This is a genomic window from bacterium (assembly GCA_016703265.1).
GTDB lineage: Bacteria > Krumholzibacteriota > Krumholzibacteriia > LZORAL124-64-63 > LZORAL124-64-63 > CAINDZ01.
The window spans coordinates 210958-223567 of the sequence record JADJCK010000006.1 but is presented as its reverse complement, the minus strand read 5'-3'; the positions used below and the strand labels follow the sequence as shown (position 1 = coordinate 223567).

The window sequence follows — 12610 nt, the reverse complement described above, 5'->3', positions numbered from 1 at the left end:
ATGCCTCCTGCTTGAATCAAGGCTGCTACGGCGCGGCCGCGGGCTGCGGCGCGGCGGGCATTTCGGCGACGACCCGATTGATCGCGGCTTCCGCACCGGGCAGAACGGCGATGGGGGACTCGGCTTCGAGCCGGGCCAGGATCTCGATCATCTGCTTGCGCATGGCCTCCTGGCGCATCGTCGCCAGGATACGGTCGCGGCATTGCGCCAGGGGCAACGGCTGGCCGGGCTCGACCTCGACGACCTGGGCCACGACCCAGCCTTCGGGCACCTCGTACGCATCGGGCGTGAAACCGACCTTCAGGTCCGCCGCCTGGATGCCCATCTGCTCGGGGAACAGCCAAGTTTCGGGGAACGGGGGCGGCCCTTCAACCGTGCGCTTGTCATTGGTCGCCAGCCAGCGCACCGAGGCGCCCTTCAGGATCCGCTCGCGGAGCGCGGCCGCGTCTTCCTTCGACTTCGCCTTCAGGCTGGCGAGCTTCATGCGGGGCTCGGACATGAACTCCGACACGTGCTGACGGTAGTAGTGGGATACCTCGGCATCGGCGGGCGCGAAGTCGAGCTGGGTCAGCACGCGCAGGGTCTCCTCGAGGATCGCGGCGCGCTCGAAGCGCCGGTAGAGCATCTTCATCCGCGGGGCCTGGTCCATCTTCTGCGCCCGGATCTGCCGCGCGGTGACGGCATCGGCCAGGAACTCGCGCATGATCTCGTCACGACGCTGCGCGGCCTCGGGCTTGCCCACCAGGCCGTGGAACTCGGTGAAGCGCAGCTCGCGCGTGAAGTCGGCGACGGTGAACGTGCGGTTGCCCGGCAGGCGGCCGAGCACTTCCGAGCTGTCACGAAGGCGCTTCTGCATGGCAAGGTCCGCCGAACCGTAGTCGAGCGATTTCAGGAGCACGGAATCGACCGACGCGCCCCAGGTCTGCGCCAGACGGTCGAGGTAGGACTGCACGGCCGCCCGTCGCGCGTCACGGTAGTCCGCACGGGTCTCGGGCACCGCCAGGGCCACCGAGTCCAGCAGGGCTTTCATGCACTCCTGGCGCACCACGGACCAGGCCTGGTTGCGCACGACCGATTCCTGGTCCAGGCCCATGCGCAGGCCTTCCTGGACCAGCAGCTGGTTCTGGGTCAGGCGTCGCAGGATGGGTTTGGGATCGTCGAGCTTGAGCGGGGCATTGGCGGAGTTCCGGCTGTTCATCAGCGCGAGTTCGATCTCCAGGTCCGTCGTCGTCAGCGTGTCCGGGCCGACCACGGCCAAGGGCACGATTTCGTCGGCTACGGCGAGCGGGCCCGTGTGAAGGAGGACTGCGGCCGCCAGGCCGCCCAGGAATCGGATGCCGCGTGGGTTCATGATGCCATCTCCTGTAGGAAGCCATGGAAACGCGACCACGCCTCGTCGGCGGCGGTGCGGATCCGTTGCAACGAGGTCAGATTCTTCACCAGGCCGAACCAGCCGTGCACCGTGCCGCCAGGCAGGTGCGTCGAGGTTGTACCCAGCACAAGGCCGCTGCGGAGGTCGAGAAGTCGGAGGCTGAACGTGAACTCGGACAGGCTCGACCGCCGCGCGCCTGCGTTCTCCACGAATTCGGGAGACGGTTGCGTCCGTGCGGTGGCGTCGAACGAGACGATCTCCGGAACGATGGCCCAGGAGACGCCGCATCGCTCCATCAGGACCGCGCGCGCCTTGCCGTCCAGCCGCTCGAGGTTACAGCCCGCTTCGGCGACGGCGCCGGCCACCAGCGCAGGGTCGAGCGGGCGCCAGCGGCCGTCCGCCAGCGCCGTGGCCAGCAGGCTCGATGTCGCAGCATGCGCCGCACGCGGATCGGTTCCCACCGCGCGGGCCGGCAGGATGACCAGCACCGGGCCGGTACCGGCATTCGCCAGCTTCGGCATGGCGTCGCGGAGCGTCGTGGACAGCGCCTTCTGCCAGCCGGCAGGTCCCACTTCCGCTTCCGCCAGCCCGATGCCGAGCAGGCTGCCGTCACTCGTGGCGATCGCGCGTGCGCTGGTCGTCAGGTGGCTGCCTTCGACCTCGAGCGAGATGGCCACGAGAACCGAGGCGCCGGTCCCGCCGGCAACATCCGCCAGGAACGCCGGGCCGAACGATTGTCCCGTCCGCACCACATGCCTCTGTACGAGCGACTCGGTCTGGGCTCGATCGACGACCATCACGCCCTGCGCGTAGAGCAGCGCTGCCGACAGGTCGAGCGAGGCCCGTCGCATCTCGCCCGCGGTGGCGGGCAGCGAGGGAGACGGTCCGCCCGAGAGGTGCACGATGACGGCGGCTGACGTCGGCGCATCGGCAGCGGCCCGGGCCGTCGGAGCGGCGAGCGAAACGGCGAACGCAGTCGCGAGTCCTGCCAGCAGCAGGACCGTGACCGGGCGCTTCCGGATGCCGCCGGCCGGGTGCATCAGAACAATGTCCCGAGGGCCGCGCGCACGTTGGCGCGTGCCACGTCGTAGCTGCTCGCGCTGCCGCCGCCGAAGAGCTTGCGACCCAGCGAGGCGCCATCGGTGCGGACCTGGGATGACCAGACGACACGTCCGGTCTGCGATTCGCACAACTGGTAGGTCGCCGTCACGATCTGCGTGGGGTTGCCGCCGCCGCGTTCGGCGCCGTACTCCTCGACCGTGGCGAAGAAGATCGCGTCGGCCTGCAGGCGCTTGCCGAGCGCCATGACCTGTTCGGGGCTCAGGATGGAGTCCGGGTGCAGTTTCAGTTCCGCCACGGCGGCCAGCATCTCGCCGCGGTCGACGACTTCGACCTCGTCGCGCTCGAGCAGTTCGGTCAGGAAGACCGACTGCACGCGCTGGCTGCCGAAGATGTCCTGGCTCAAGTTGTAGAAGGGATAGACCGCGACGCGCCGGATGAAGCTGAAGTCGACGTCGTCACGGATGAACTGGCTGGCACCGGAGCCGCAGCCGCCGGCCGTCAAGGTCACCGTCATGGCCAACGCGAGGGCCAGCACTGCCCGGAGCCCCTGCCAACGTCGCCTGCTTCGCATCGCTCGTCCTTTCGCATGGCCGATGGCGGCCGCGCCAAAGCTGGGAAAAAACCGTCAGAATGTCCAGTATCCACGGGCCTGGAAGCTGAGCGGCCGGCTTATGCGCCCATCGAACTTCTCGTAGTGCTTCTCCACGCCGGCCGACAGGAAGAGCCGTGGGCGTGCCTGCCAGTCCACCGTGGCGCCGCCGCCCCGGCGCAACTGATCGATGCGCGAGTCCTGATAGTCGTTCGCCTGCAGGGACAGCAGCACGCTGCCGCCCTGCAGCGGAGTCCACGAGGCCGAGTGGCGCAGGGTCCAGTCCCGGCGATCCCGGTCCTGGCTCGTGTACTGGCTCCAGACCGTCAGCAGCGGTGCGATCTCCCAGTGGGCGTCGATCTGCGTCGTGTTGTAGCTGGTGAAGCCGGGACCGGCTTCGCGCCCGACCCAGCGGTTGGCGCGGCTGATGTCCAGGCGCAGCCCGGGGCGGGGGGCGCTGCGGATCTCCGACGTCATCACCCAGCTGTCCGAGTCGCTGAGGCCGGACTCGCTCGTGCGCCAGCCGCGCGTGACGCGCTGGCTGAACGCAAGCGCCGGCGCTGCGCGCCAGGTCGCGTCGGCGGCGACGGACTCGGTCGTGTAGCGCGCATCGTAGTTGTCGTCGGCGACTCGCGACCAGGCGAGACGCGCCGACAGGCGTCCGATCGCCTGGCGCGTCAGGGCGAGCATCTGCGAGTTGGAATCGGATCCGTAGCCTGACGGGCTTTCCTCGTCGGCCCACTGCGCCTGGGCGCTGGCCAGCCAGGTTCCCAGGCGCCAATTCGCGACGGCGCCGTGGTTCCTGCGATCGAGGGTGCCGCCGTCGCCCGACTGCGTGCGCCGGTCGAGCATGGTGTTGAAGCGCAACTGCAGGCGCGCATGCGGCCGGTAGTCGAGTTCGCCCTGCAACAGGGTCCGGTTCTGCTCCTGGCGCGATTCAGGCGGCGTGTCGGTGACCGCCTGCCGCACCTCGAACTCCGTCACGAAGAGGTCGCCCATGGTGGGGCCCAGCTTGCGATCCACGAGCTTGAGGCGGCGGTGCGTCAACGTGGCGGGGAAGGTGATCTCCCAGCCCTGGTCGCCGGTCTCGAGTTCGACGTACCGCGCGCTCCACGTACCCGGCGGCAGCGGCTGTCCCCAGTCGCTGTTCTCCGCGTCGTCGTTGACGTACAGGTCCCATTGGATGATGTCGGCGATGAACGTCAGGCGGCGATCGACGTACAGGAAGGCGGCGTCCATCGCCACCGGTTCGCCGAAATCAAGGTAGATGTTGCGGTAGTCGCCACCGTAGTCGCGGCCGCGGACAGCATTGTCGCCGAGGTTGATCACCGTCGACGTCGTGCGGTCATTGTCGTACAGCGCCGAGACGGCTTCCGGCTGCGCTTCGAGGGGATCCAGCAGCGACGGCGTGTCGTCGATCCAGAAGCCGCCCGCCGTGGGCAGCAGGTACTGCAGGCCCGACGTTCCATCGAAGCGGTCGCGCTGGCGGAAGCGGCTGTGCAGCATCGTCCAGGCGGCACGTCCCCGCCCGTCGGCGAAACCGCGGTCGCCCTGGTAGGTGAACTGCGTCGTCGTGAATGACGTGCGCAGGCCGGTCGTGACCGACCTCAGGTCGACCTGGGAGAGGCGCGCCTGCAGGTTGTCGTGCGCGGTCGCCTGCCAGCGCGCGCTGGCACTGCCGACGGTTTCCCGGTTCTCGCGGTCGGCATCCACGCCGCGGCGCCACGAAGTGCCATGGTTCCAGTTCAGGTCGACGTCGAACGGGCCCCGGCGGGTCGTCGACCACAGGCCGTACTCGAGACTGTCGTCCCGGAGGCTGGGCGCACCCGCTACATCCTGGTCCGCACGGTTGGCCCGGCCGTAGAGGTTTGCCCGCACGCCGGCGGCGTTCCACGACAGGCTGGCGGACGGTGTCTGGACGACAAGGCGGTTGTCGACGGTGGCCCCCGCTGCGGTGCCGGACAGGTAGTCGCGCCGCGCCAGGTACTGGAGCTGGAACGTCGACCGCCCCCACAATTCGCGCATTTCCTCGAGGCTGTAGAGCTCGCGACGGTCGTCGCTTTCGATGGTCTGGTCGCCGGAGCGGCCTTCCTGGTGGGTGGTGCGGATGTCCACGCGCCCGTCGAGGGCCAGCACGGTGCCGGGCACGGCCGTGCCCGCCAGCCAGGCGGCGCAGGCGGCAGCGGCCCGCAGGCGGGCGGCTCGGGCAGACCAGGAGGGGGCTTGCGGCGGCAGCATCGTGGTGTCCGCGGCCTCGGCTGGGGGTCTGTCGCGCCGGGGGCGGCGGCGCCGACCGTCTGCCGTGGGTGCCGCGGTTCGCGTAACCCCTTGTTGGCAGACGTGTTTTCAACTCGCTGAGTTAAAAAATAACAAACAGGACGAAAATAAGCAATCATGAACTTTGGAAACCCTAGCAATATCTGGGGAAATACCGGACCTATTCGACCGCCATCATCGTCGCCATCAGTTCCCGGGGCACGGGCGACGGCTTGGCGTTGCGGAGCTTGTGGCACCCGAGGCAGAGGTCGTAGGGCTGCTCGAAGGGCACGAGCAGGTCGGCCGTGGCGGCCGTCAGGCTATGGCAGGTCTGGCACTCGATGCGCCCGTCGAACAGCCGCAGCCGCGGGTCGAGATCGGTGCGGAGGGTGCGTTCGTCGCTGCCGCTGCCGGCCACGACCGCGACGCCCAGCGGGTGGGTGGCGTGCAGGTTGAACGTGAGCATCTGGCCATCGGTCTCGCGAAGCCACGGCGAGTCCGTTCCGGCGGCATGGCAGTTGAGGCAGCCCTGGCTCGGCGAAGCTTCGGCCAGCTGGGCGGCATCGCGGTGGTAGAGGCCCGCAGCCGTGCGATGGGCGGGCGAAAGGTTGCCCAGGGACGAGCCCTCGGCATGGCAGGCCGCGCAGTGTCCCGGCAGCGCTCCTGCCAGGCGTGCCGCACCGGCCCTGACGTCACCGACAGCCGTCTTGATGAGGCCCGGCTCGTGGAACGAATGGCACCCGGCGCAGTCGGCCGTGGGGTCGCCGTGGAAGCCGAGCGCGGTCCCGGCGCCGCCCGTCGGGCGCTGGCGTTCCCGGTGGCATTCCCGACAGGCCCGGGAACGCGGGTCGGGCCCGGTATCATGGGTCACGGCCAGGGCGCGGATCGCAGCGCGCCCATGGCACATGGAGCAGGAGATCCCGTCGTGGGGATTGGCCGGTGCCGTGGCGGCAGGTCCCGCGGCCGCCGGACCGGCAGCCAGGACCAGGAAGATGGCGGCCGCAAGGGCCTGTTGCTGGCGCACGATGGTGTTCATGCCAGCGGACATCGGCGGTGATTTGTTGTTCTTTAATCATATTTGATGTTTTGGAATCACCTTCTGGACAGCAGGTGTCCCTGAAAGGGGGCAGTGCCGAATCTGCCGGATACTTGGTCCGTCGATCATGGTAGGATAGCGACGCGGAATCCCATGGTCCGCAGGCGTTTGTCGGGCTGGCGGGCTGATGGAAACGGGGCCGGTCTGGCACGTGGCTTGCGATTCCCCGGGTTTCCGGGAAAGTCGGGACTTTCCGCCCCGGAAGGGGTATGACCGGGGCGGGCTGGGGACATCACCTTCAGAGGGGTCCATGCGGGACTTGTCCGACATCGTCATGTACAGGCCCGGCGGTTTCGCCCGGGCGGGGCTGGCCCTGGTGGCCGCCGCCGTGTTGGCGACTGCTTTGCAGCCGGGGACCGCGCAGGGACGGGACGCGGGACGTGACCCCAAAGCCGCCGAGAGCGCGGGTCCGGTATTCGCCCGCATTGCGAGCGCCTTCGAGGACAGCGATGCGGCGGCGCTCGCGGCCCTGGTCCATGGTGAGGGTCTGCGGGTCACGGGCCACAACGAACGGGCCGGCGAGTACAGCCCGGCGCAGGCGGTGTATTTCTTCCGCAATCTTTTCCAGGCGCAGAGGACCCTCGTCTTCGCCTTCCGCAAGACGCAGGATGATGCGGCGGGCGGCTTCGCCCGGGGCATGGCTGACTGGAAGCGCCGCCGCATCGACTCCGAAACGGTCGTCGAGCAGCAGATCGTGCTCAGGCTCGCCCGCGACGACGGCCAATGGCGGCTGGTCGAGATCAACCTGATCCGTTAGCCCACGCCAGGAGGCGACGCTTGAACTGGTCGGGTGTCCGCGCGGCGACCGCGGTCGGGGCGCTGGCTCTCGCGGCGCAGGGCGTCCTGCTCGTGGTGGCCGCGCGCGGTGACGGCGCCCTGACGCTTCCCTGGCGCTGGACACTGGCCGGCCTCTCGTTGCTCGTGGTCGGAGCGGCGGTGGCCCGGCGACGTGAGCGCGGAGCCGTACCGGTGCTGGCCGCGACCTTCGTCTTGGCAGCGGCCCTCGCCAGCGGGGCCCAGAAGCTGGCGCCCCCGGCACGCGTGGACGCGGGAGCAACGGTCGAGGCGGCTTCACGTGCCGGAACTTCCCGCGACGGCGCTTCCCCTGTCGATGCATCCATTGCCGACTCCTCATGGGCGGATCTGGTCCGGAAAATCGAGGCCTGGGGCGACGCACTGGCCCGCGACATGGCCGATCCCGCCCTGGTGCGCACCGGCGGCGCCCATTTCCGCTTCCTGGCTCCGTTGCCTTCGCGCTGGCTCGATGAGGAAGGGGCCGATGCCCCGGCCCTGGCGGCGGCGGTCTGGCGCGACGGCGTGCGCGTGGGCTGGACGCGCCAGGTCGTTCCCCTTGCCGGTGCGGCGCCGACGGCGCCGATGCCCGAGAACCGACTGCTCGCCTATCGCGGGCAGTGGTACCTGCAACGTCTGGTTCCCGCGGCTGACGGACGCCTGCTCGAACTGCAGCTGGCCATGCCGGATCCCGCGGTGTCGTGGCGCGGCGCCCATGTCGTCGTGGAATCGTCCGCACTGAGGGTCGAGCCCGGGGTGCTTGAACGCGACCTCGATGGCGACGCCTCGCCGCTGACCGTGCGCCTGCGGCCCTCTGATGGCGTTGTGCCGGCCTGGTCGCGTGCCCGCGTCATGGCGGCGCTCCAGGGCGCATGGGTGCTGCTGATCCTGATCGCGGCCCGACGCCCCGGCGACGGGCGGGCGCTGCTCGCGGCAGCCTGGATCGGCCGCGCCTTCCTGGCTTCGGCGGACCTGCGCCGGTGGCTCGTGGCGTCGTTTCCCGGCGTGGAGTATCCCACCGCACCGGCCGATTGGGCCTCGCTGATCGATCCGGCCTACTTCGCGACGCCGGTCGCCGCCGGCTGGTTCGCCTCGACCGCGGACGCGCTTCTCACGGCGGCGCTGCTGGCGGTCACCGCCTGGCACCTGCGACGGGTGGCGGGGCCCGACGACGCAGCGGCAGGGTCGACGCCTCGGTGGCGATTCACGCCGGTGGCCGTCGTGGTGGGCTTCGGGGCCCTGGCCGGAGGCCTCCTGCCGGCGTGGCGCTCCCTGGCCATGCTGATGGCCGAGAACGCGAACGCACGCCTGATCGGCCCGGGCGTCTCGCTCTCGTTCCTCACGTTCTGGGGACTGCACGTGGCCCTGCTGCTGGTCGCATTGGCCACGCTGTTCCTCCTTGCCGCTGCCGCGACGCGCGCGCACCGATCGGTCGCGATGCGGCTGCCGTGGCCCCTGGCGGCCGTTGCCGTTGCGTTCGTCGCCGCAGGCGTGGCGATCTGGCCTCTCCGCCAGACGCTGGCCGGGACCTGGCCCGTGGCGTTGCTGGCGGCGGCCTTGTGGGCGGCCGCTGCCTGGGCCGGGAAGGCGCCGGCCGTTCGCCGCGCGGTCTGGCCGGTCCTGCTGCTGATCGCCGCACTGTGGAATTATGCGGCACTGCTGCATGTGCACGAACGGGCGGAGCGCAGCTGGGTCGAGCGCCGTGCGCAGCAGATCACCGAGGCGGATCCCGGTTGGATGCGCTTCCTCGTGCAGAGCGTGCTGGTCGAGATGCAGGAGGCCGACCAGTTCGCGCCCGCCGGACGGCCGTCTGGATTGTGGCGCGACGAGGCGGCCTGGCGCCTGTACCGCGATTCGGCACTGTTCGACCTGACGTATCCCGGGCTGGTCGAGATCCTCGATGACGCCGAGGCTACCGAGAGCCTGTTCGCGGCGGGATTCCTGCGCGACTTCCGCTACGAGACGCTCGCGCGTTCGGAGTGGCTCACCGCCGATGGACGTTCGGCGGAACCCGGCGATGCCATCGCCTTCCAGACCGAGCGACGACTGTACAGCGGCGGCCACGAGGAGATCCTCGTCGCCGAGGTGGCGCGCCGCGCCGGACGCGGATGGCTGCGCGTCGAAGTGCCGCTGCGATCCTGGCGCCTTTCCACCCTGGCTCCCGCGGCGGGCGACCTGGGCAGCCCCGGCGGCGACCGCTATCGCCCGCGCCTTGAGGTGGACCGTCCCGCGCTGCTGCTGCTGGCCGACGATGGCGGCTGGCGCGGCTCCGGGCCGGAGGGCTTCCCTGGGGCCGAGAGCGACAACGTGGTGGCCGAATTGCGCGACGGCCGGCGCGAGTGGGCCGTTCTCCGCGTCGGGCAGGCCGACTGGTTGTGTCGATGGACGGCACTGCCGCCGTCAGCGGCGCGCGCTGCGGGCGAGGGCTTCCTCGTCGGGATCAGGCGCGCGACGCCGGTCGAGAGGCTTCTCGATGTTTCGCGCCTCGTGCTGGTGGACGTGATGCTCATGGTGGGCCTCGCGGCATTGCTGCGGGTCTGGCGGATTCGACGCGGCCGGGGGCAACCGCGCTGGCAACCCGGCTTCCAGGAAAAGTTCGGCGCCGGTTACCTCGCGCTCGGCCTGCTGTTGCTGCTGGTGGTCGGCGTCTCGGTGGACCGGGTGGGATATGACCGCGTGCGCGCCGAGGCGCGCCAGCAATCCCGCGAAGGCCTGGCGATGGCCCTGCAGCAACTGGGCGGCCTCCTTTCGGATGAAGCGCGTGCGCTGGCCGACAGTGGTCGCCTCGACGACCTCGCGGATGGGAGTGCCCGTGCTGCAGGGTCCGCGGATCCCGACCTGGATCGTGTCTCCCTGTTCCGAGACGACGGGAGCCTGCTGTTCGACGGCTCCGCAGGACTATCCGGCGATGATGCGCGCGAACTGCTCGAGGCGGTGCGATCGGCGCCCGTCGTCATCTTGCGTGACGACGATGATCTCCTGGCGCTGGTGGCGGTGCCTGTCGCGCTCGGCGGCAGCCGCGACGGATCGCGGGCAGAGGGGCCGGTCGGCGGCCCCGGGCATGGCGGCGTCGTGAACGACGGCGTGCTTCTGCTGCGGCAGCGGCTCGACGGCGCGCTGGTGGCGGGCCTGGCCGAGATCCTGCGTGGCGAAGTCACGGTCGGATTCGACGGGATGCCCGTGCTCGCCAGCCATGCCGAGGGACTTTTTGCGGGCGAGCGCGCGGCGCTGCTGGACCCGGGCCTGATGGCGACGCTGTTCGATCATCCGCAGGGCCCCGGCCTCGCGTCGCCGCCGGGCCGGCCCTTCGCCTGCGATGCGGCGCAGCCACTGCCCGCCTTCGCGCGCGATAGCGACGGCCGATTGGTGCGCAGTGCGGCTCCCGCCGTTCTCAGTGTCTCGTTCCCGGGCCGCGAACGCGAGTTCGCCGCGCAGCGACGCGCCAACGTCCTCTTCCTGGCGGGCCTGGCCAACCTGATCCTCCTGACCGCACTGCTCCTGGCCGCGCTGATGTCCTGGAGCCTGTTCCGCCCGCTGCGCGTCCTGATGGGGGCGACCAGATCGCTGGCGCGCGGCGATTTCGCCGCGCCGCTCCCGCCATCCGGTCACGATGAGGTCGGGCGGCTTTCCGCGGCTTTCGACGCGATGCGGGGCCAGTTGCGGCACGCGCAGGCTGACCTGGCGGCGCGCGAGCGGTTCCTGACGACGGTGCTCGAGCGGGTCACGGTCGGGGTGGCCGTGCTGGGCCCGGACCAGGAGCTGGTGGTCGTCAATCCGGCCGGACGCGACATCCTCGGACGATTCTGGCCCGGCACGTCCGCAGCCGAAGCGGCCGTGCGCCTTCATGCCGGGCTGGCTGGGCAGGGGCTCGGCGGCAAGGCGGCGGGGGAACTGGTGGGCGGCGCCGGGCGCTTGACCCTGCGCGGCGCCGTTGCGCCGCTGGACATCGCCCAGCCGGATGGCGACCGCATGATCGTTTTCGAGGACGTCAGCGAGTTCCTTGCCACCAAGAAGCTGGCGCTGAATGCGGAACTGGCGCGGCAGGTGGCACATGAGATCAAGAATCCGCTGACGCCGATCCAGCTCTCGGTCCAGTTGCTCGGCCAGGCCTGGAACGATCGTCACCCCCAGTTGGACCGGATCGTGCCCGATACCGTCGACCGCGTGCTGGCCCAGGTGGACCTGTTGCGCAGGATCGCCTCCGAGTTCAGCCTGCTCGGCCGGCCGGATGAACTGCCGTTGGCGCCGGTGGACCTGCCGGCGCTCGTGGCGCGGGTGACTGCCGCCTATCAGGGGGCCGTGGGCGTGGAGGCCGCGGCAGCGCCGACGGCCGGGCTCGCAGGCGGGAGCGTGCCGCCTGTGATGGCGCACGAGGAGTCGCTGCTCAAGATTCTCGGCAACCTCATGCAGAACTCGCTCGATGCCGCGCGGCCCGGCGTACCACCGGTCATCGAGACTCAGTGGCAGGTCAACGGCGACCGGGTGCAGCTCCGGTGGCGTGACAACGGCTCGGGCCTGCCGGCAGACGTGGCTGATCGCCTGTTTGAACCGTATTTTTCCACCAAGAGCAAGGGCACCGGACTGGGCCTGGCCATCTGCCGGAGCCTGGCGGAACGGATGGGCGGAAACATCGGGCTGGCCAACCGGGTCGACGGGCCGGGCACCGAAGCGGTGCTTGAACTGGCTGCGGCCGGGTTGACGGGAGTACGCGGATGAACGGGGCGCACGAAGCAGCACGAACGGTCCGTGGGCGAGTCGCCGCGCTGGCGTGCGCATGCCTGGCAATCCTGGTCGCGGGGTCCGCCCGGCCGCTGGGCGCCGCCCCTGATGCCGGTCCCGGGCTGATCCAGGTGGCGCGCCTGCAGTATGGCGGTGGCGGCGACTGGTACTGCAACCCGACGAGCCTGCCGAACTGGCTGGCGCTTTTCACGGCGAGGACCGGCATCCCGACCGCGCCGCGTGAGGCGGTCGTCACGCTCGACAGCGAGGACCTGCACCGGTACCCGTTCCTGTACCTGTCCGGCCACGGGCGCATCGCGCTGACGCCGCGCGAACTGGAGGCGCTGCGCCGGTACCTTGATGCCGGCGGATTCCTGTGGGCCGACGACAACTACGGCCTGGACGAGTCGTTCCGCGCGACCGTGGCCGAACTGTACCCGGATGCGAAGCTGGAGCCGCTGGGCAGCGCCCACCCGCTCTACCATTGCTACTACGACCTGCCCGGACTGCCGAAGGTCCACGAACACGACGGTGACCCGGCGCAGGGCTTCGGCGTCATGCGTGGCGGCCGACTGGTCATCCTCTACACATGGTCCTCCGACATCGGAGACGGTCTCGAGGACCCGGATGTGCATGGCGACCCGGCCGATGTGCGCGAAGCGGCTGCCCGCATGGCAGTCAATGTGCTCACCTGGACCCTGACGCAACCCTGAACAGGCACCCG

8 protein-coding genes are annotated in these 12610 nt (G+C 70.2%); 3 read left to right on the top strand and 5 right to left on the bottom strand.

All coding sequences use genetic code 11. The annotated features are described in order from the left end of the window. Positions 1-25 precede the first annotated feature (25 nt). The 5 genes from IPG61_12775 to IPG61_12755 form a co-directional block, all read right to left on the bottom strand. Entirely contained in the window at positions 26-1351 is a 1326-nt protein-coding gene (locus IPG61_12775; protein MBK6734929.1) for a peptidyl-prolyl cis-trans isomerase, read from the bottom strand. Next, entirely contained in the window at positions 1348-2412 is a 1065-nt protein-coding gene (locus IPG61_12770) for a hypothetical protein (GenBank protein MBK6734928.1), read from the bottom strand. The genes IPG61_12775 and IPG61_12770 overlap by 4 nt, the downstream gene beginning before the upstream one ends. Continuing rightward, positions 2412-3005: a hypothetical protein gene (locus IPG61_12765; GenBank protein MBK6734927.1), complete on the bottom strand. Its 594-nt coding sequence runs from the start codon at positions 3003-3005 to the stop codon at positions 2412-2414. The genes IPG61_12770 and IPG61_12765 overlap by 1 nt, the downstream gene beginning before the upstream one ends. Before the next feature lie 54 nt (positions 3006-3059). Further along, a complete protein-coding gene (locus IPG61_12760) occupies positions 3060-5261 on the bottom strand; it encodes a hypothetical protein (protein ID MBK6734926.1) in 2202 nt (733 codons plus the stop codon). A 199-nt stretch (positions 5262-5460) separates the two neighbouring features. Then, the gene (locus tag IPG61_12755) at positions 5461-6315 is read right to left on the bottom strand and encodes a hypothetical protein (protein ID MBK6734925.1); all 855 of its coding nucleotides are present in this window, start codon (positions 6313-6315) and stop codon (positions 5461-5463) included. Positions 6316-6634: 319 nt separating this feature from the next. On the opposite strand from IPG61_12755, the gene IPG61_12750 reads away from it, so the two are divergent. From IPG61_12750 to IPG61_12740, 3 genes are read left to right on the top strand one after another with little or no spacing between them, the layout of a single operon-like run. Continuing rightward, a complete protein-coding gene (locus IPG61_12750) occupies positions 6635-7132 on the top strand; it encodes a hypothetical protein (GenBank protein ID MBK6734924.1) in 498 nt (165 codons plus the stop codon). A 20-nt stretch (positions 7133-7152) separates the two neighbouring features. Next, positions 7153-11883, top strand: coding sequence for a HAMP domain-containing protein (locus IPG61_12745; protein ID MBK6734923.1), 4731 nt, complete (start codon positions 7153-7155; stop codon positions 11881-11883). Then, positions 11880-12599, top strand: coding sequence for a DUF4159 domain-containing protein (locus tag IPG61_12740; protein ID MBK6734922.1), 720 nt, complete (start codon positions 11880-11882; stop codon positions 12597-12599). Before IPG61_12745 ends, IPG61_12740 begins: the two co-directional genes overlap by 4 nt. Positions 12600-12610 lie beyond the last annotated feature (11 nt).

Bases quoted from the DNA above. Each gene is read 5' to 3' on its own strand.
- IPG61_12755 (MBK6734925.1), bottom strand. From the start codon at position 6,315: ATGAACACCATCGTGCGCCAGCAACAGGCCCTTGCGGCCGCCATCTTC.
- IPG61_12770 (MBK6734928.1), bottom strand. From the start codon at position 2,412: ATGCACCCGGCCGGCGGCATCCGGAAGCGCCCGGTCACGGTCCTGCTG.
- IPG61_12775 (MBK6734929.1), bottom strand. From the start codon at position 1,351: ATGAACCCACGCGGCATCCGATTCCTGGGCGGCCTGGCGGCCGCAGTC.
- IPG61_12740 (MBK6734922.1), top strand. From the start codon at position 11,880: ATGAACGGGGCGCACGAAGCAGCACGAACGGTCCGTGGGCGAGTCGCC.
- IPG61_12765 (MBK6734927.1), bottom strand. From the start codon at position 3,005: ATGCGAAGCAGGCGACGTTGGCAGGGGCTCCGGGCAGTGCTGGCCCTC.
- IPG61_12760 (MBK6734926.1), bottom strand. From the start codon at position 5,261: ATGCTGCCGCCGCAAGCCCCCTCCTGGTCTGCCCGAGCCGCCCGCCTG.